The organism is Afipia sp. GW822-FHT03D08 (genome assembly GCF_058801645.1).
In genome coordinates, this window is sequence record NZ_JBXANK010000001.1 from 865636 (window position 1) to 885603 (window position 19968).

The 19968-nt window shown below is 60.0% G+C and carries 17 protein-coding genes; 8 read left to right on the forward strand and 9 right to left on the reverse strand.

The window, feature by feature from the left end; translation table 11 throughout:
- Positions 1–37: 37 nt before the first annotated feature.
- Positions 38–1099 carry a COX15/CtaA family protein gene (locus tag AC1RM7_RS04120; protein ID WP_034460274.1) on the reverse strand — a complete coding sequence of 354 codons (1062 nt, stop codon included), beginning with the start codon at positions 1097–1099 and terminating at the stop codon, positions 38–40.
- Positions 1100–1242: 143 nt separating this feature from the next.
- On the opposite strand from AC1RM7_RS04120, the gene AC1RM7_RS04125 reads away from it, so the two are divergent.
- Positions 1243–1455 carry a DUF2842 domain-containing protein gene (locus AC1RM7_RS04125; protein ID WP_006020805.1) on the forward strand — a complete coding sequence of 71 codons (213 nt, stop codon included), beginning with the start codon at positions 1243–1245 and terminating at the stop codon, positions 1453–1455.
- Here the strand turns inward: AC1RM7_RS04125 and AC1RM7_RS04130 are convergent.
- Complete coding sequence (locus tag AC1RM7_RS04130; RefSeq protein WP_034460187.1) at positions 1446–2492, reverse strand: polysaccharide deacetylase family protein; 1047 nt, start codon at positions 2490–2492, stop codon at positions 1446–1448. The genes AC1RM7_RS04125 and AC1RM7_RS04130 overlap by 10 nt on opposite strands.
- Before the next feature lie 301 nt (positions 2493–2793).
- On the opposite strand from AC1RM7_RS04130, the gene AC1RM7_RS04135 reads away from it, so the two are divergent.
- On the forward strand, positions 2794–3990 hold the full coding sequence (locus AC1RM7_RS04135) for a GNAT family N-acetyltransferase (RefSeq protein ID WP_024921789.1): 1197 nt from the start codon (positions 2794–2796) through the stop codon (positions 3988–3990).
- 19 nt (positions 3991–4009) lie between these two features.
- Here AC1RM7_RS04135 and AC1RM7_RS04140 read toward each other — a convergent pair whose 3' ends face one another.
- Positions 4010–6154 carry a GumC family protein gene (locus AC1RM7_RS04140; protein ID WP_024921788.1) on the reverse strand — a complete coding sequence of 715 codons (2145 nt, stop codon included), beginning with the start codon at positions 6152–6154 and terminating at the stop codon, positions 4010–4012.
- Positions 6155–6349: 195 nt separating this feature from the next.
- On the opposite strand from AC1RM7_RS04140, the gene AC1RM7_RS04145 reads away from it, so the two are divergent.
- From AC1RM7_RS04145 to AC1RM7_RS04165, 5 genes are all read left to right on the forward strand, one after another.
- Positions 6350–7000 (forward strand): polysaccharide biosynthesis/export family protein, encoded by a 651-nt coding sequence (locus tag AC1RM7_RS04145; protein WP_024921787.1) that lies wholly within the window; start codon positions 6350–6352, stop codon positions 6998–7000.
- Positions 7001–7002: 2 nt separating this feature from the next.
- Positions 7003–8136, forward strand: a complete 1134-nt coding sequence (locus AC1RM7_RS04150; protein WP_024921786.1) for a glycosyltransferase family 4 protein — start codon at positions 7003–7005, stop codon at positions 8134–8136.
- Positions 8137–8253: 117 nt separating this feature from the next.
- Positions 8254–9810 carry an undecaprenyl-phosphate glucose phosphotransferase gene (locus AC1RM7_RS04155; RefSeq protein WP_024921785.1) on the forward strand — a complete coding sequence of 519 codons (1557 nt, stop codon included), beginning with the start codon at positions 8254–8256 and terminating at the stop codon, positions 9808–9810.
- A 38-nt stretch (positions 9811–9848) separates the two neighbouring features.
- Positions 9849–11096, forward strand: a complete 1248-nt coding sequence (locus AC1RM7_RS04160) for an O-antigen ligase family protein (RefSeq protein ID WP_024921784.1) — start codon at positions 9849–9851, stop codon at positions 11094–11096.
- A gap of 131 nt (positions 11097–11227) precedes the next feature.
- Positions 11228–11935 (forward strand): DUF1236 domain-containing protein, encoded by a 708-nt coding sequence (locus AC1RM7_RS04165; RefSeq protein WP_006020814.1) that lies wholly within the window; start codon positions 11228–11230, stop codon positions 11933–11935.
- A gap of 73 nt (positions 11936–12008) precedes the next feature.
- Here AC1RM7_RS04165 and AC1RM7_RS04170 read toward each other — a convergent pair whose 3' ends face one another.
- The 6 genes from AC1RM7_RS04170 to AC1RM7_RS04195 form a co-directional block, all read right to left on the reverse strand.
- Entirely contained in the window at positions 12009–12764 is a 756-nt protein-coding gene (locus AC1RM7_RS04170) for a hypothetical protein (protein WP_244434445.1), read from the reverse strand.
- 191 nt (positions 12765–12955) lie between these two features.
- Positions 12956–14140 carry an acetyl-CoA C-acyltransferase gene (locus tag AC1RM7_RS04175; protein ID WP_006020817.1) on the reverse strand — a complete coding sequence of 395 codons (1185 nt, stop codon included), beginning with the start codon at positions 14138–14140 and terminating at the stop codon, positions 12956–12958.
- A 139-nt stretch (positions 14141–14279) separates the two neighbouring features.
- Entirely contained in the window at positions 14280–15410 is a 1131-nt protein-coding gene (locus tag AC1RM7_RS04180; RefSeq protein WP_024921782.1) for an acyl-CoA dehydrogenase family protein, read from the reverse strand.
- Between the two features lie 21 nt (positions 15411–15431).
- Positions 15432–16613 (reverse strand): acyl-CoA dehydrogenase family protein, encoded by a 1182-nt coding sequence (locus AC1RM7_RS04185; protein ID WP_006020819.1) that lies wholly within the window; start codon positions 16611–16613, stop codon positions 15432–15434.
- 12 nt (positions 16614–16625) lie between these two features.
- The gene (locus AC1RM7_RS04190) at positions 16626–17369 is read right to left on the reverse strand and encodes an SDR family NAD(P)-dependent oxidoreductase (RefSeq protein ID WP_006020820.1); all 744 of its coding nucleotides are present in this window, start codon (positions 17367–17369) and stop codon (positions 16626–16628) included.
- Between the two features lie 60 nt (positions 17370–17429).
- Positions 17430–18986 (reverse strand): class I adenylate-forming enzyme family protein, encoded by a 1557-nt coding sequence (locus AC1RM7_RS04195; RefSeq protein WP_024921780.1) that lies wholly within the window; start codon positions 18984–18986, stop codon positions 17430–17432.
- A gap of 237 nt (positions 18987–19223) precedes the next feature.
- On the opposite strand from AC1RM7_RS04195, the gene AC1RM7_RS04200 reads away from it, so the two are divergent.
- Positions 19224–19967: an SDR family NAD(P)-dependent oxidoreductase gene (locus AC1RM7_RS04200; protein WP_006020822.1), complete on the forward strand. Its 744-nt coding sequence runs from the start codon at positions 19224–19226 to the stop codon at positions 19965–19967.
- Position 19968: the final 1 nt, after the last annotated feature.

Here is a 19968-nt window from a genome sequence, read left to right on the forward strand (position 1 = left end):
ACTTCCGGAATTTCCGCCACTTTAGAATAGTTCGATTTCAACCACCCTCGCCGACCACGAGACGAAGTTTGGCGGGCGTTCGGTCGGGCAGCGCTCGGCCCAGCCGCTCGACGTGAAACAGCGTCATCGTGAGAATGACGATCGCGACAGCCTGATGAGCCAAACCGAGATCGATCGGCACCTGGTTAAGCAGCGTCAGGATGCCGATGGCCACCTGAACAAGCATCGCCGCCACGATCCAGAGTGCGCCGGACACGATAGCGGGACTTGTCCGGGAGCGCGCCGCGTCGATCGCATGAGCGACGGCAACGACCAGAAGCGTATAAGCGATCATGCGATGGCTGAACTGAACGGTCAGCGTATTGTCGAAGAAATTTCGCCACCAAGGCTGTTCGAAAAACAGCCGCGCGGATGACGGGATGAATGCGCCATCGATCAGCGGCCAGGTGTTGAACACCCGGCCGGCCCGAAGGCCCGCGACCAGCGCACCGAAATAGAGTTGGAGAAACACCAGCACCAGCAGAATTCTGCCCACGATCTTCACGCGCAGCGGGGCAACCGATGGAACGCCGCCTTGAATATGACGCCGCAGCAGCCAGACGACTGCCGAGAAAATGAAAAGCGCCAGCATGAAGTGAGTGGCGAGCCTGTACTGCGAAACGGAGACCCGTTCAGTGAGGCCCGAACTCACCATCCACCATCCGACCGCGCCCTGCAGGCCGCCAAGCACGAAGATGATCCACAGTCTGCGCTGAAGCCCGGGCGACAGAAAACCGCGCCACAGGAACCAGAGGAACGGCAGCAGAAATACCGCGCCGATCAGCCGTCCCAGCAGACGATGTCCCCATTCCCACCAGAAGATGGTCTTGAATTCGGACAGGCTCATACCGCGATTCATTTCGCGATACTGCGGAATGGTCTTGTAGGCTTCGAACTGCCGGCTCCATTCGGCGTCCGTCAGCGGCGGAATGGTGCCGGTGACCGGCTTCCACTCGACAATGGAGAGGCCAGATTCTGTCAACCGCGTCGCGCCGCCGACCATCAGCGTGCAGACAACAAGGGCGGCCACAACAATGAGCCACGCGCGGACGCCGCGCATACCAGCGGTCCCTGCCTGTCGAACGATTGGGATGGGAACGGTCATGATCCGAAATGCAGCCTTGAACGAATTCGCGCGGTCCTTATAGTCGCCGCACTTTTTCACGCAAGACGCGTGTTTGCAGCCACCAGCACAATTATGTCATGACGATTCGCACGCGAAAACTGATCGGAACCTTCGGCCTTTTGGGGCTCGTGGTTGTGTGGTCGCTGGCCGGCATGGCGATTGCCCAAACCCCTTGGCTTGCGGCATCGAAGCTTGCTCAGGCGATCTTCTACGTGGTGGCCGGCCTCGGCTGGGTCCTGCCCGCAATGCCGCTGATCGCATGGATGTCGCGGCCGGATCCTCAGCCGTAGTTGGTGGCCGGTTCCGGCGAATGTGCCTTCGCCTTTCGTATGGTGATACCCGACAAAATCACGCGTAGCGCGCGGAGCGAATTCCGCCGCCCGTCCCACGCGATCCGTGGCAACGCCATCAGGTCCGACCGGCCGTCGGATCTGATGACCCCGGGCCCGGCGGACGCCGCAGTGGTAAACCCCGCCTCCCGCGCCAGCATTATCTCCCGGGGGCCAAAACAATCCTGCCCACCAAACGGGTAGGCAAAATGCAGGCATGGGCCGCCTAGCGCGGTTTCCAACACCCTTCGTCCCATCGACATTTCCCGTGAAGCGCTCGTGCCCTTTGTGCGCGCCAGGTTGGGATAATTGACAGTAGCGCTTCCAATCGTCGCCTGCGGATCGCGCGCCAGTTTGGCGAGGTCTTGCCAGTTCATTGCGATGTGACGCGAGACCTCGTTGATATCGACGCCGTAACGGCCGCACAGGTCGCCGATCGCGATCGCAAGGTCGTCTGGCGATAAGGTCATCATCCACGCGTGCAAGACGTCATAAAGCTGATACTTGTCCGCAAAACTGGCTGCAAAGAAATGCCTTTCAGTGCGGTTCATCACGAGGCCAATGCGAGCATGGCGCGCGATAACCTGTTCAAGCGCAAGCCACCACGCCTTGCCGATGCCGTCGACAAAGCCCGTCGGAATGTACAGGGCGAACGGTACACGATGGCGCGACAACACCGGGTACGCATACGTCATGAAATCGCGATGGCCGCCGTCGAACGTCAGGCAGACAAACCGGCGCGCGAGGGCCGCCTGTTGCGCGCGTTCTGCAACCTCGCCGATGGAGAGAAAATCAAAGTCCCACTGCTTCAGGGCGGAAATCGCCTTGTCGAGGAATTCGGGGGTGATGTCATGCGATCGCAGCGGCTGGAACGGATCGTCACGCCGCGGCCGGACGTGTTCGAACTTGAGAATGGCTCCCGAGCCGCCGGTTCGCCGTTCGAGAGCGCGCGCCATGCCGCTGAAATAGCCGAGCTCCAGCCCCACATCCGCCAGCATGCTCTTCCGAAACCGCACTTAGTCACCCCTCCGTGCGCTAATATCCTGAATCCGAAGTTCGCTTTATCTTACAGCACCTTCCGGCGCCAACTTCGGATTCAAAAGGACACTAGCAATTTATAGATTCTCGTGTGGCTTTGGTTTGCAAATCCGCAAAGGAACGCGCGGCGATGAAGCGCGGACTTGCGAACCATCACACGACGCCTGCCCCGCGCCCATTCTCATTACTCTTTGTTGACATTTCTTTGAATAAGGTCGCTCAAGCCGAAATCTCAAAATGCCCAGGAATTCAGGTCGTCCGATGACCATGGCTGCAGCACTTCACGGCTCCGACACAAACACGCCAGCGCACCCGGCTTCAAACCGCATCGCGCGCGTCGATGTCGTTCGCACCATGTCAGAGTCAGAGCCTCGCTGGCGGGCCTTCGAGGGGCCCGATTACCTCTCAACGCCTTATCAGCGCTTTGAACTGCTGGACGCGTGGCAACAGACCCTCGGCAAGCATGAAGGCGTATCACCGTTTATCGTGATTGCCAGCAACGCTCATAATCAGCCGCTGCTGTTGCTGCCACTAGTGATCTGCCGCGAGAATGGCGCGAAGGTCGCGCGCTTCATGGGCGGCAAGCACCCGACGTTCAATATGGCGCTATGGCGTCGTGATTTCGCGGAGACTGTGACACGGGCGGAACTCGATGCTCTGGTCTCTGCGATCCGCGGCCAACCCGATGGCGTCGATGTCCTCGCCTTCGCACAACAGCCGCAACGCTGGCAAAACATCCTCAATCCGCTGGCGCTGCTCGCTGGACAGCCCTCAACCAATGCCTGCCCCATGATGACGATGACTCCCGGTTGCAAGCCGGAAGACCGCATCAGCACATCGACGCGGCGGCGACTGCGCAACAAGGAGCGCAAGCTACAGTCTCTCCCCAGCTATCGCTATTCAGTGGCGGCGACCGACGCCGATATCAACCGCGTCCTGGATGCATTTTTCATCATCAAACCGCAGCGCATGGCGCTCTCGAAATTGCCGGACATCTTTTCCGACGACGCGACCAAGGCCTTTGTCCGCGATGCCTGCCTGGCAAAGCTGCCAAACGGCGACCGCGCCATCGAGCTTCACACGCTCGAGTGCGACAGCGAACTGATCTCGGTCTTTTCCTGCGTCGCTGACGGCGAGCGTTTCTCCACCATGTTCAACACCTACACGATTTCAGATAACGCGCGTTACAGCCCGGGCCTGATCCTGCTGCGCTATATGATCGATCACTTCGGCGATCGCGGCTATCGCTCGGTGGATTTCGGCGTGGGATCGGACGAATACAAGCTGACCTTCTGCAAGGAAGACGAGCCTCTGCTGGATGCCTTTATTCCCTTGACCGCGCGGGGAAAATTCGCGGCGCTGGGCATGTCGTCGCTGACTCATGCCAAGCGGCTGGTCAAACATAACCCGGCGCTGATGCACATGGCGCAACTGCTGCGCAACGCCATCTCTCGCTAAGCAAGATATTGCGAACGGTTCAGGCCGCCGCGACCCGCTGACCGGGTGCGCCGAGATCCATTGGGTTCAGTGATGTGGTCAGAATGGTCACGCCGGCGAAGCCCGATTCAAGAAGCTGGGTCTTCATCATCTCGCGTGCAGCCGCGGTGATCGCGGGATCGGGAATGATAACCGCATGCGCCTGCGCGGCGATGACGGTTGCCGGCAGATCCGACGCGGTTCCCGCATCGAGCACGACGTAGTCATAGGCCCGCGACAGAGCATCGATCGCCAGATTGATCCGCGGCAGTTGCAGCAACTGCCGCTGCGCAGCGTCTCGCCCCGCCCCGACGATATGAACCGCCGACAAGCGATCCTTGGTGATGATGTCGCTGAATGACGCCGAGCCCTGCATCAGTTCTGTCAGCCCCGGCGATGCCGGGTCCGTCGAGACCGCCGCCAGTGTCGGAGACGCCATCGCGAGATCGACAAGGACAACCTTGGAGTTTCGCGACAGAAGCCGGGCAAGCGTCAGCGCGACCAGCGTGACACTTTCATCCTGATGGGCACCAATAACGGTGATCTTGCGAGCCGCGCCCCCGCGCAGCATTGCTACAAGCCGTTCGATTTCCACGATCCCGGTAGGCACTTGCGGAGGCGTGTCGCGTGGAGCAGCAACCGGAGCGCGCACAGTCACTCCGGGACGCGGCGCGGTCATGCGCAGCAATTCACCCGTCGTAATGTAGCCGGCGCTCAGCATCAGCATCGCCAGGGTGGCGATCAACACCGTCGGGAGTTTCTTCGGGAACGCCGGCGTGTTCGACACGATCGCGCGGGAAATGATCCTGCCGTCCGCGGGAGCAGTATCGATATTCTCGCGGGTGGTCGCCTCGCGATACTTGGCGAGATAAGATTCCAGCAGGTCGCGCTGCGCCTTCGCCTCGCGCTCCAATGCACGTAACTGGACATCCTGGCCATTGGTGGAGGACGCCTGACGCTTCAATTGATCGAGACTGCCGTTGAGCCCGTCAGCTCGGGCGCTCGCGATACGGGCGTCGTTTTCAAGCGAGCGGGATATCTTGCTCGCCTCCTCGCGGATCTGGCGATCGATATCCAGTATCTGCGCCTTCAGCTCCTTGATGCGCGGATGCCCGCCGAGCAGCGTTGACGATTGCTCGGCAAGCTGCGCACGAAGCGTGACGCGTTGCTCGGACAGGCGGCGAACAAGCTCGGAATTCAGCACTTCCGACGCCTCGATCGGCTTGCCGCTCTGAAGCATTTCGCGGATCAGCCGCGACTTCGATTCCGCATCGGACTTCAGTGCCCGCGCGTTGTTGAGTTGCGTGTTCAACTCGCCAAGCTGCTGATTGGACAGCGTGGTATTGTTGGTGCCGACGAAGAGATTTGACTTCGAGCGAAACTCCTCGACCTTAGCCTCGGCATCCGCGACCTTCTTGCGCAGGCTCTCGATCTCCACGAGCAGCCATTGCGAGGCCGATTTCGCCTGATTTTGCCGCGCAGCCTGTTGAAGCACCAGATAGCCATCGGCGATCGAATTGGTGACACGCGCCGCCAGTTCCGGATTCTGCGACTGGAATTCGATCACCATGACGCGCGACTTGTCGACCGCGTAGGCCGTCAGCCGCTCATAATAAGCCTCGAGGACGCGCTCCTCCGGGGTCATCTTGAAGGGATCCCGGACAATCCCGAACAGGGCCAGCAGCGTTCGCAGCGGCGATACGCCACGCAGAACCGGGTCAAACTCTGGCAACTCGGAGAGTTTGTTCGCCTTGATGACGTCGCGAGCAAGCTCGCGTGACAGCAGCAGTTGGACCTGACTGGTCACCGCTTCCGCATCGAGACTGCCACGCTCCTCGGCGCGATCCCCGTTCGGACGCAAGAAGATGTTCTCCCGGCCATCGATCAGGATGCGGGCTTCGGATTTATATCGCGGCGTAATGATATTGACGACGAGGAGTGAGAGCACGAACGCCAGCACTGTTGGCCCAATGACCCACATCCGCTTGCGAACCAGCGTGTCCCAGATCGCACGAAGATCGACGTCGCCAAGCTCTGGAGATGCGACAGGCACCGCCGGCGCATGGGCTGCGGCTATCGGAACCGCATCAACTTTTGCCCGGAACGGCAACTTGTCCATCCAGTCACGCCAGAACGAAAAACGCATCGAATACTCTCCACCCGGACGCTACTGCACTGGCGCGAATCCAGATCTCCTACGCGCCGATTACAGTCCATTAAGGTTGCTGCGGGGTTAATCGGAGGGTGCGCGCGCCGTTTGGCGGCAAGCCAACCACCTGAGGTCATATTTTATTAACCATGAAAGTTCTTAATCAGAATCGATACTTATTTGGATTCTCCCATGCAGCGCAGCCGCGCGCGTCTCACCTGCCTCATCCTCGCGCTCGCGGTGTCGGGCTGCATGCGGACGGCTGCACCGGTGGCGGTCATAGACAACGGCAGCCTCGATGCGATCGCCTACGGTCCGGTTCAGCCCGTGCGCGCCGTCAGCGTCGCGACAACCCCCGTCCCTCCCGGCGATAGCGCGCACGATGAGCCTTATCGCCTGAATGCCGGCGACCGGCTGCGCATTGTCGTCTACGGCCAGGAAGGCCTCACCAACACTTACATGGTGGACGCGAGCGGCTCGATCACCATGCCGCTGATCGGCGCGGTGCGCGCGCGAGGTTTGACGCCAGCAGGATTGGCTGCGGCTGTCACGGCCCGGCTGAAGAACGGCTATCTTCGCGAGCCCTATGTTGCGGCGGAGGTCGAAACCTACCGGCCCTTCTTCATCCTCGGCGAAGTGACCGCTCCTGGCCAATATCCCTATGTGCCGAACATGACGGCGGAGAGCGCCGTTGCTATTGCCGGCGGCTTCACCCCTCGCGCGCAGCGAAGCAGCATCAAATTAACCCGAATGGGCGAAGCTGGCACCGTTCAGGCTGTCGTGCCGCCTGGTACGCTTCTGAAACCCGGGGACACCGTCGTAGTCGCCGAACGCTGGTTCTGACGATGCCCGAGACTTCGACTTCTCCGCTGCGAATTCTCCACGCTGTTCGTGCGCCGGTCGGCGGGATTTTCCGTCATATTCTCGATCTTGCAGTAGGACAGGCCGAACGCGGGCATGAGGTCGGCATTCTTGCGGACAGCCTGACCGGCGGCGAGCGGGCGGAAACGGCGCTCAAGGAGATCGCCCCGAAGCTCAAGCTCGGGGTTTATCGCCTCGCCATTCGCCGGGAGCCCCATCCCGTCGATAGCTTGACGGCCCTGCATTTCTTGCGTCTGGCGCGATCGCTGAAGCCTGACGTTCTGCACGGACACGGCGCGAAGGCCGGCGCCTTCGTTCGCCTGAAAGGCAAATCGAAGAAATCGATCCGGGTCTACACCCCGCATGGCGGTTCCCTGCACTATCCACCGGGCACGCTGAAAGGCGGCGCTTATGCGCGGATGGAACGCACCCTGATGAATCGCACCGACCTGTTTCTGTTCGAGAGCGCGTTCGCACGCGATACCTATTTGCGCGTGGTCGGCAAGCCTGCCGGTCTGGTTCGCTGCGTTTTCAACGGCGTTACCGCATCCGAGTTCGATCCCGTACCCGCGGCCGAAGACGCGACCGACGTCGTTTATGTCGGCGAGTTTCGTGAGATCAAAGGCGCGGATCTGCTGATCCAGGCGGTGGCGCGGCTGCGGGCCGACGGCAAACCGGTCACGCTGACCCTCGCCGGCGACGGTGAAGAGACCGAGGCCCTGAAGGCCCTCGTCAGCCGCCTGAACCTCGGCGACGCTGTGCGGTTCATCGGTCATGTGAGGGCCCGGTTTGGCTTTTCGAAAGGCAGGCTGCTCGTCGTCCCTTCACGCGGCGACTCGATGCCCTACGTTGTTATCGAGGCCGCCGCTGCAGGTATCCCGATGGTCGCAGCCAGCGTCGGTGGCATTCCCGAAATCCTCGGCCCGCACACCAGCGGACTTTTTGTTGCAAACAGCGTCGGCGCCATGGCGGATGCGATCGAAATGGCACTTGCCGACATGGATGCAACCCGCGAGCGCGCCCGGAATCTCCGCGAGCGCATCTTCGTTCACTTCTCCCAGAAGGCGATGGTCGACGGCGTCATCAGCGGGTATCGCGACGCATTTAACGAACGTTAACCTACCTTTATCGACGATAACTAATTCTTCCGATTTGTTGTCTAGGCATGAGGCTGGGGGACTTTGGTTCCCCTTGGCCTATCGCCACATGACGGTACAACAACGGAAATTTTGGCCGTGGAACCGATCGACGTCAGAACGATAATGAATGCCGCTGCGGCGGGATCAGCCGCCATGGGCGCCGTTGACGGCGCTCCGCGGGTGGAACGCCGCAAGCGTCTGACTCCTGCCGCGCTTGCAGTCGCAAATGAGAAAGTCCGAAAGGCCTACTCGACAGTCGTTATCAGCGGCGTTGTCCGCATCGTGGATTTCCTGCTTCTGACCGCAGTCGGGCTTGCGCTCTATCTTGCGTATGTGCTGCCGGGCACGAGCGGTTTCTCCTGGCAGTACGCCGCGGCGATTATCGGTGTGGCCGCTTGCGCGGTCGTCAGTTTTCAGGCCGCTGAAATCTATGATGTGCAAATCTTCCGTGGTCAGCTTCGCCAGATGACGCGCATGGCCTCGTCATGGGCTTTCGTTTTTCTGCTGTTTATCGGCGCATCCTTCTTCGCCAAGCTCGGCGATACGATCTCCCGCGTCTGGCTTTCGGCATTTTTCTTCGTCGGACTGGCCTCGTTGTTTGCTGAGCGAGTTGTTCTGCGCGCGCTGGTCCGCCGCTGGGCGCGCGAAGGCCGTCTTGACCGCCGCACGATCATCGTTGGCTCCGACCAGAACGGCGAAAACCTGATCCGGGCACTCAAAGCGCAGGATGACTCCGATATTCAGATTCTCGGCGTGTTCGACGACCGCAACGACTCCCGCGCACTGGACACCTGTGCCGGCCAGCCGAAGCTCGGAAAGATCGACGACATCGTTGAATTTGCCCGCCGCACCCGGATCGATCTGGTGCTGTTTGCGCTGCCGATCTCCGCGGAGACGCGCATTCTCGATATGCTGAAAAAACTGTGGGTGCTGCCGGTCGATATCCGGTTATCGGCACACACCAACAAGCTTCGCTTCCGTCCCCGCTCCTACTCGTATCTCGGCAAGGTTCCGACACTGGATGTGTTCGAGCAGCCGATCACCGACTGGGACATGGTGCTGAAGTCGGCGTTCGACCGCATCGTCGGCGCGATCATCCTCATCCTGCTTGCGCCCGTGATGGCTATCGTCGCCCTCGCCATCAAGCTCGACAGCCCCGGCCCGGTGCTGTTCCTGCAAAAGCGCTATGGCTTCAACAATGAGCGGATCGACGTCTTCAAGTTCCGCTCGCTGTTTCACGATCAGGCCGACCCGCTGGCCTCCAAAGTTGTGACCAAGGGTGACAAGCGCGTCACCCGCGTCGGCCGTTTCATTCGCAAGAGCAGCCTCGACGAACTGCCGCAGCTCTTCAATGTCGTTTTCAAGGGCAATCTCTCGCTGGTCGGCCCTCGTCCCCATGCGGTGCAGGGCAAGCTGCAAAGCCGCCTGTTTGACGAAGCCGTCGACGGATACTTTGCGCGCCATCGCGTCAAACCCGGCATCACGGGATGGGCGCAAATCAACGGCTGGCGCGGTGAAGTCGATACCGACGAGAAAATTCAGAAGCGCGTCGAATTCGACCTGTACTACATCGAGAACTGGTCGGTCCTGTTCGATCTCTACATCCTCTTCAAAACACCGTTCGCGCTGATCAAGGGTGAGAACGCCTACTGAGCTGACGCGCAGCACGCGCGGAGAGGATTTCGGTTCGCATGGCTTCACTCGCAGCCGCAGACTACGCCCTTCCCGCGACTGCGACGCCGCCCGGCATCGCGGCGATCCAGCGGGCGTTGATGTGGGCCGTCGGCGCAGGCGGCGCGATCGTCTTTATCGAGCCGAGCCCCTATGAGCTGATGACGCTGGCGTCGGTGGTCTTCTTCTTCGCGACCGGCCTGCGCATGCGTCCGGTGTTTATCCCGCTGCTGATCCTGCTCTTCCTGCTGAATATCGGCTACACCATCTGCTCGATCTACCTGATCGACAAATCCGAGATCCTGAACTGGATCCTGACCTCATGGTACATGGCCATCACGTGCCTGTTCTTCGCGATGGTACTGGCTGAAGATACGGCCACGCGGCTTGAATTTCTCCGGCGTGGTTTGATCTTCGGGGCGCTGATTGCGTCCATTGCCGGCATCGCCGGCTACTTCAATCTCGTGGGCTACGACACTTTCACGCTGTACAGCCGCGCACGCGGGACGTTCAAGGACCCGAACGTGCTTGGCGCCTATCTGATCCTGCCCGCGTTGTTCCTGCTACAGACTGTCGTGACCCAATCGTTCGGGAAGTCCTTCCGCAGCATAATTGCACTGGGGATCGTCAGCCTTGCTGTGTTGCTTGCGTTCTCCCGCGCGTCCTGGGGTCAATTGGTCGGCTGCTCGGCCTTAATGTTGATACTGATGTACGTGACGACGCCGTCACAGGCGCAGCGCACGCGCATCATAACCGTGGCGATCTCGGCGGCGATCTGTTCGGCATTGCTCCTGATCGCGCTGCTCTCGATTGATTCCATCGGCGATCTCTTCAAGGAACGGGCGAGCCTGAACCAAACCTACGACAGCGGCCGCTTCGGCCGCTTCGGACGGCACGCGCTCGGCTTCCAGATGGCCCTTGAACTCCCTTTCGGTATAGGCCCGCTTCAGTTCACAAAGTTCTTTCCTGAAGACACCCACAACTCATTCCTGAATGCCTTCATGTCGGGCGGCTGGATCGCCGGGGTTTGCTTCCCGGCGCTGGTGTTCATCACTGTCATCATGGGATTCAAGCTGATTTTCGTGCGCGTGCCGTGGCAGCGGATGTATCTTGCGGTTTTTTCCGCGTTCTTTGGAACGGTCTGCGAAGCCTTCATCATCGACGTCGATCACTGGCGTCATTTCTGGATGATGCTGGGCGCGATGTGGGCGATGTTTGCGGCGGCCCATGCCTATGGCTACCGCGCCCAGTCCAACACCGTTTCGTAAACTGAAAATATTCCGCAGGCGTTCCGGACCAATGTTCCGGATGAATGACCATTCACGAAACATAACATCTTTACACGGAACCGAGCCGAGGGCTTCTCGTTGAGGATTGGGCAGACAACGAGGAGGATAATATGAAGACCAAGCTTTTGATGACGGTCGCGACGGCCGCCCTGATCGGCAGTGCGGGACTGGTTTCGGCGCAGGCTCCGGGCAATGCTCCAAACGCACCTGCCGCGTCGCAGACAGCGCCATCTGCGGGCGCGCCTGCTGACAAGGCCGCGCCATCCGGTGAGATGAAGGGCGGCCAGGCCCAGATGCCTCGCGAGGGCGGGAATGCCCAGCGTGCTCAGGACAGCACCAAGGATGGAATGAAGTCGAAGGGCGCTGAAACCGCCCCGGATACGAAGAGCGGCAAGGCTGCGTCCGAAACGAATATGGACAGGTCGAAAGACGGCATGAAGGCCGATCGGAAGAACGCCGCCGAGAAGGACGGAATGAAGGGCGATCAGAAGAATGCCGCCGAAAGGGATGGCATGAAGGGCGATCAGAAGACCGGGGCAACAACCGGTCAGGCTGGCGCCAGCGCAAAGCTTACAACCGAGCAGCGCACGACGATCCGCACTTCCATCACTAAACAGAACATCAAGCCTGTGACGAACGTGAACTTCTCGATCTCCGTCGGCACGCGTGTTCCGCGAACGGTGAGCTTCCACCCGCTTCCGGCGGAAGTCGTCACGATTTACCCCGATTGGCGTGGATATGAGTTCTTCCTCGTCAATGGCGAGATCGTGGTCGTGAACCCGCGCACGCTCGAAATTGTCGCAGTGCTCGAAGCATAAGCTGACCACCACCAAAACGATCAGAGGCCGGTCCGATCGACCGGCCTCTTTCTGCTTGCAGATTGAGAACGATTTAGCGAAGCCGCCCTCGTTCCACGTCATATGTCCAGGAGCGGCGGCCACTGCTGAAGACCACCCGCCTGAACTGCAAGGCTCTCGCCTGCTCTGGAATTTTCGCCGTCTCGACCAGTTGCATCGCCATCTGCCGTGTCATCTGCGGCGACACAAACCGGACCGTGCTGTTCCCGCGCCCTGATGCCTCGACCTTCATTCCGTCGTCCCGCATCCGCTGTCCCATCTCATGGGCATAAAGTTCACGGTTGGCGACGGCCGCGATCTGAACTGACGGCTGAAGAATTCCGTATTGGATCATGCGCATGGCATTGGCCATATCCAGCGCCGAGGCATTTGCCGGGTCTGCCGCGGCGGCCATCTGAAGACGCAACTCCATGCTGCGGAATGCGGACAGCGATACCGGCGCCCTGGTCCTGCCGCGCCTGGAGTTTTCATAGCTTGTCTTCAGCGCAGTCGCCTCGGCAAGCAGCGCATCGAGAGCGGCCTTGTTGTCGGCGGCTTTTTGTTCTGCCGGCGACAACGGAGCCGGTGCCGGAGCGGGCGTTACCTCCGCCGGCTGGGCCGGCGGGACGGTAACGGGCTCCGATTGCGCGGGAATCGCGCCTGTCGCCGGGGTGGCTGCGTCCTGCGGCTTGTCGGTTTGGGTTGTTTGTGGGCTGGGCGTCGTCGCTTGCGTGGTTTGACCCAAAACGAGTCCGCCGGAAACCATGGTGAGCGAGATCAGCGATAAAGCAATGCTCTTGCGTCGCAACACGTCCGCACCCAATTGTTCGGGATCGATGCCAAATATTGATCGACACCTTGCAACGCATCAAGCGGAGTTTTGTTCGGGTTGAACGCAAAATATTTGGTCGTTGGACAGCTCTCGAAAAAAGAGGCCCGGCGACCTTTCGGAAGCCGGGCCAGTTTAAGACGCAAGTCAGGGAGACCAACGCCGTAGTGTGTTCAGTGCAGGATTTCGAAAAGTCCCGCCGCGCCCATGCCGCCACCGATGCACATGGTCACAACGCCGTACTTGGCCTTGCGGCGGCGGCCTTCAATCAGGATGTGGCCGGTCAGACGCGCACCGGTCATGCCATACGGATGGCCGACGGCGATCGAGCCACCGTTGACATTGAGTTTGTTCGGGTCGATCCCCAGCTTGTCGCGGCAATAGATGACTTGGACGGCATAGGCTTCATTCAGCTCCCAGAGGTCGATGTCATCGATCTTGAGGCCATGACGCTTCAACAGACGTGGGATAGCGACCACGGGGCCGACACCCATTTCATCCGGCTCGACGCCCGCGGCGACGAAGCCACGGAAAATGCCGAGCGGCTTCAAGCCCTTCTTGGCGGCGAGCTTGTCGCTCATGATCACCGAGGCCGACGCGCCATCGGAGAGCTGGCTGGCATTGCCGGCGCTGATGGTCTTGCCTTCAAAGACCGGCTTGATGCTGGCAATACCTTCGAGGGTCGAGTCCGGACGAGGGCCCTCGTCCTTCGTCAGCGTCACTTCCTTATAAGAAACTTGCTTGGTTTCCTTGTCCACAACCGCCATCTTGGTGGTGATCGGAACGATCTCGTCGTTGAAGCGCCCGCCCTGAATGGCTGCGCCGGTGCGACGCTGAGATTCCAGACCGTACTCATCCTGCTTGTCGCGCGGAATGTTGTAACGCGCTGCGACCACTTCGGCGGTCTCCAGCATCGACATGTACATTTCGGACTTCATTGCCATCAGTTCAGGATCGACGGCATGAAACTTGTTCATGTGGTCGTTCTGCACGAGGCTGATCGATTCAATACCGCCGCCGATCGCGACCTCCACGCCATCGAGCATCACCGAACGAGCGGCGACAGCAATTGCCTGCAAACCGGATGCACACTGGCGATCGATAGTCGTGCCGGCAACCGTGATCGGGAGTCCGGCTCGGATCGCACCCTTGCGCGCGACGTTCATCACCATGGTGCCCTGCTGCATCGCGCAGCCCATCACCACATCCTCGACCTCTCCCGGCTCGATCCCGGCGCGCTTCACCGCCTCGGCCATGACATGACCCGCCATCGTCGGGCCTTCGGTGTTGTTGAGCGCACCGCGATAGGCCTTGCCGATGCCGGTACGGGCTGTGGAAACGATAACTGCATCTACCATCCGATGACCTCCGGAACGTGAGTCCGATCAATCAGACGGACTCGGGTTTGAATACGGCGTTATATGACAATCATCATTCAATAAGAAGCGTCGCGACCGCTCAGCAGGGCTGCCATGCTGGGCCGTCGGGATGCCGTGGTCAGGCTGCGCGGGCGTAGCGCAGCAGGTGGTACGTCGGGTCGCCGAACTGAATGTTGATCGACAGAATGCGTTTGAAATAATGACCGATGTTGAGTTCGTCGCTCATTCCCATGCCGCCATGAAGCTGAATCGCCTGCTCGCCGACAAAGCGCGCAGCTTCACCAATCTTGGACTTCGCACCCGAGGCAAGTTTCGACACATGCTGATCGCCCTCAGCCACGGTCAGGCTCAAATGCTGCGAGAGCGACGTCGCCTCCTGGAGCGCAATGAACATGTCCACCATCCGGTGCTGCAGCACCTGGAACGTGCCCAGCGCCACGCCAAACTGCTTGCGCGTCTTGGTGTATTCCAGCGTCGCACTATTCAGGACATCCATCGCCCCGGTTGCTTCAGCACAGAGGGCCGCGATGGCGCGATCCCGGCACGCCTCGAGAGCAGCAACACCCTTGCCTTCGGCGCCGAGCAAGCTGCCGGCGGGAACGGTGACATCCTTGAGCGTGATTTCAGCGGCGCGCCGGCCGTCGATCGTCTTGAAGCTTTGCAGATGAAGCCCGGCCGACTGACGGTCCACAATGAACAGGCTGACACCGGCATTATCACGCGGCCCGCCCAAGGTTCGCGCCGATACAATCAACTTGTCGGCCCATGGCGCTCCGATCACCGCGGCCTTTGCGCCGTTCAGAACATAAGCATCACCAGTCCGCTTCGCGGTCGTCGCGACATTGTTGAGATCGTATCGCGACTTGCTTTCCGTCCAGGCCAGCGCCCAAATCGCTTCGCCTCCCATTATGGCGGGCAGCAATTCTTCACGCTGCGCGTCGGTGCCGACGCTTTCAATCAGACCACCGGCAAGAACAACCGTCTCGAAGAACGGCTCGACCACGAGATGACGGCCGAATTCATGCATGACGATCATAGTGGAAAGCGGCCCGCCGCCGAGTCCGCCGGACGCTTCCGAGAACGGGGCCGCGAGCAGTCCCATCTCCGCGAAAGCACTCCAGTGCTTTCTGCTCCAGCCCTCTTCCGTCGCAACGATCTTGCGGCGCGTCTCGAAATCGTACTGATCGCGTAACAGACGCTGAACGCTGCTGCGCAGGAGTTCCTGTTCTTCCGTAAACTGAATATCCACCGGATGCCTCGTGGGACGCGATTAAAGACCGAGCACCGCTTTCGCGATGATGTTGCGCTGAATTTCGTTTGATCCACCGAAAATGCTGAGCTTGCGCATATTCAGATATTTCTCGGAGACCGTGTGCATGTAGTCCGGTCCGGGTACGAAGATGTTTTCACTCGCTGGAATTTCCCGAAGCGCAAGACCATAATTACCGATGGCGCGATGCGTCAGATCGGTAATTCGCTGCAATATTTCAGTTCCCCGGATCTTGAACAGCGAAGCTGCTGGTCCCGGATCAATACCGCGCGACATCTGCGCCACGACACGCAATTCGGTGGCTTCGAGGGCAAGCAGATCGAGTTCCACACGCGCGATATCCTTGGCAAATTCGCCAGATACCGGATCGTCTTCGGCGATCTCTGCCTTCACGATCTTCTTGAGGCGCTCGATGTAACGCGTGGAACGGCCGATGCCGGCCATGCTCGTACGCTCGTTGCCGAGCAGAAACTTGGCGTAGGTCCAGCCTTTGTTTTCCTCGCCGACGAGGTTCTCGACCGGAACGCGAACGTTCTCGAGGAACACATCGTTGATTTCATGCGAGCCGTCGATAGTGATGATCGGCCGCACCGTCACGCCCGGCGATTTCATGTCGATCAGCAGAAATGAAATGCCAGATTGCGGCTTGGCTGCCGGGTCGGTCCGCACCAGACAGAAGATCCAGTCCGCATGCTGAGCAAGCGTGGTCCAGGTCTTGTGACCGTTGACGATATAATGGTCACCGTCACGCACGGCCCTGGTGCGGACAGTCGCCAGATCCGATCCCGAACCGGGCTCCGAGTAGCCCTGGCACCACCAGTCCTCGCCCGACAGAATCCGCGGCAAAAACTTCTTCTTTTGCGCGTCGTTGCCGTACGTATAGATAACCGGCCCCACCATCGTCACGCTGAACGCCAGCGGCGGCAGCGTCCCGGCGCGCGAGGTTTCCTGCTCCCAAATGAAGCGCTGCGTGATCGACCAGCCGGGTCCGCCGTATTCCTTCGGCCACAGCGGGGCGATCCATCCCTTCTTATGCAGGATCTTGTGCCAGAGCATCGACTGCTCCTTGGTCAGATCCGTTTCCGGATTAGGCACACGCATTTCCTGCGGATAGTTCTCCGCGATGAAAGCTCTTACTTCATCCCGGAACGCCGCGTCTTCACTTGAAAGCTTCAGCTCCATCGGAAAGCTCCGTTACCACTTCTCGCCGAACGGGCGGATTTCGGTCTCGAACGTCCAGGCATCGCGCGGCTGCTGATAAAGCTGCCAATAGGTCTCTGCGACCGCAGCCGGACGCATCAGGCGGTTCGGATCGAGATTCTCGATCGCTTCCTTGCCTTCGCGATTGGCGATCAGCTGCCGTACCCATTCGGTGTCGACACTCGAATCGATGATGAGGTGGGCGACATGGATGTTCTTGGGCCCCAATTCGCGCGCTATCGCCTGAGCGACGGCTCGAAGGCCGAACTTGGCGCTGGCGAAGGCCGCAAAACCCGACCCACCGCGCAAGCTTGCGGTCGCGCCGGTAAAGAAGATGGCTCCCTTGCCACGCGGCAACATCACACGAGCGGCTTCACGTCCGGCCAGGAAGCCTGAATAGCAGGCCATTTCCCAAACCTTGCGGAAGACACGTTCGGTGGTCTCGACGATTGGAAAATTGACGTTGGCACCAATGTTGAAGATGCAAACTTCCAGCGGCGCATGCTTGTCGGCGTCGGAAATGAACGAAACCATTTCCTCCTCCTTGCGCGCATCGAGCGAGCGGCCAAACACCGTGCCGCCGGCGTCCCGGATTTCCTTCATCAGCGGCTCAAGCTTCTCGCCCTGACGCCGTCCCACAAAGACCGTGAAACCTTCGGCGGCGAATTTCTTGGCGATCTCGCCGCCGATGAAATCACCGGCGCCAACGACGGCCACGGTCGCGTTTCGCTTCTGCAAGATCATTCTCCTAAAAGTCCGAGTGAGATTTAAGTTTCGAGCTGCGCCGAATGTCGAACGTCACGTTCCCCGCAAGGACTCGGCTAGCTTGTGTTTCAATATCTTTCCAGTAGATGTCGCCGGCAGCGCATCAAGCACAATGATCTGCGACGGACGCTTGTAGGATGTCAGTTGCTTGCTTGCGAAGGCCATCAGTTCGGAAGGCGTCACGTTCGACCCCTTCAGCAGTTGAACGAACGCAACAACTTCTTCGTTGCCATCGGCAGCGCGGCCCACCACTGCGGACTGCACAACAGCATCGTGCGAACTAAGCACCGCTTCCACCTCGGCTGGATAAACATTGAATCCCGAACGAATGATCATTTCCTTGGTGCGCCCGACGATGAACATGCAGTCGCCGTCGAGGTACGCCAGATCGCCGGTATTGAACCATCCATCGCGATCGATGACCTTCTCTGTCAAATCAGGCGCGCGGTAGTATCCGAGCATCACGTTCTTGCCGCGAACATGAAGTTCACCCACCGCTCCGTTCGCGGCCAGCTTGCCGTCGCGATCGATGATGCGCCCTTCCACGCCCGGCACAATCTGGCCGACCGCACTGTCAGGGCGCGGCGCTTCGATCCGAACGCCGGAAATCCCGGGCGCGCATTCGGTGATGCCGTATCCGTTCAGCAGAGGCAGACCAAGCTCTGCCTCGACACGGGACTTCAAATCTGGATCGAGCGGCGCGCCAGCAACGCCAATATATCGCAGCGAACCCTTGTTCAGCTTCGGGACACCGGAAAGCCTTTTGTACTCAAGTAGGCGCTGATAGGTCGCCGGCACACCATTGAGGATGGTGATCCCTTCTTCCGCAATGGCCTTTGCAAGCGCTGCGGGATCGTACTTGCTGACCAGCCGGACGGTGCCGCCTGTCATCAGCGTCATCAAAGTCAGCGAAACACCGACGATATGAGAGATGGGAAGAACGACGTAGAGCTTGTCCCGATTGTCCATTTGCCTGAGCAGCGCCGTGGTCCTGGCGCTAAACAGCAGATTCTCGTGAGTCAGCATGACGCCTTTTGGCGTCCCCGTGGTCCCGGACGTATAGATCAGGACAGCCACTTGCTTGGCCGGACTGGTTTCCACAGGCTCCGGCGTCGTCGCCTCGTTCAACGCACTGACGCCGATATTGTCGAGCGGACCGACCTTCGCGATCTCCGCGCCCACGCGCTGCGCATGGCTCGCAGCCTCGCCGGAGATATCAGCCGTGAAGAACATGCGGCGCGAGCCGCTATGATCGCGAATCTGATCCAACTCGCGTGGCGATAGCCGCGGATTCACAACAATGGCCCAAGCGTTGATCTTGCTGGCAGCCAGCAGAAGCGCCACCAGCGCGATGCTATTCTCGCTGACGATCATCATCCGGTCGCCCGGACGAATGCCCAATGCGGTCAGCGATGCAGCGGTTTGGTCAACATTGCCGGCCAGTTGCCGATAGGACCAGGCTCGGCCATCCTCGATCAGCGCTGGATGATCCGGGGTTTCCGCGACGGCGCGTGCCATCGTGTCGTGTAGCCGCTCTGGCAATCCATCCAGAATGTCGGAAACATCGAATTCGGGTTGAGCGCTAGCCAATTTATCCTCCGGCAATATTCTTCGACCGCTTCGGCGGCGGTCTTGACGTGGATGCACGTTAGCGTTCTTTTTTAGAACTAGTCAATCTGAATTGATGCAGCGCCAGAAGGCCACGGTTTGGCGAGCGACTGCCCATAGGCCATAGGTTGCGACGGATTGCGATGATAATCATTTACAACAGCCGGCATGGCCGCTATGAAAGAAAGTACCAAATAAGAACTATATGGGAGAGACGACTTGGCTCAGGGCAACGGCGTGGTTTTGCTGGTCGGCGCGGGTGACGCCATCGGCGCGGCGGTCGCACGGCGATTCGCCAAGGGCGGATACAAGGTCTGCGTGGCGCGCCGCGAAGCCTCGAAATCTCAAGCACTTGTCGACGAGTTGAAGGCTGAAGGATGCGAAGTCCACGCCATCAGCGTGGACGCCCGTCAGGAAGCCGAGGTGCAGGCCATGTTTGCGCGCATCGAAAAGGAAATCGGGCCGATTGAGGTTTGCCTCTACAACGCCGGCTCCAACGTCAACAAGCCGCTTCTGGAAACAACCGAAAAGCTGTTCTTCAAGGCATGGGAACTGGCGTGTTACGGCGGCTTTCTTGTCGGCCGCGAAGCCGCCAAATACATGCTGCCCCGCGGCCGCGGCACCATTCTGTTCACCGGCGCGACGGCGAGCGTGCGCGGCGGAAAAGGTTTCGCTGCCTTCTCGTCAGCCAAATTTGGCCTCCGTGCCGTGGCCCAGGCAATGGCGCGCGAACTTGGGCCCAAGAACATCCATGTCGTTCATCTGCTGATCGACGCCGCAGTGGACAGCGAGGCGATCCATCTGCGCATGAAGGCGGCAAAGGGCATCGAAGCGAGCGATATTCCCGCTGACAGCCTGACCAAAACGGATTCCATTGCCGACGCGTACTGGTTCACGCATCATCAGACGCGCGACGGCTGGACCCACGAACTCGATCTGCGCCCCTCTGTGGAGACATGGTGAC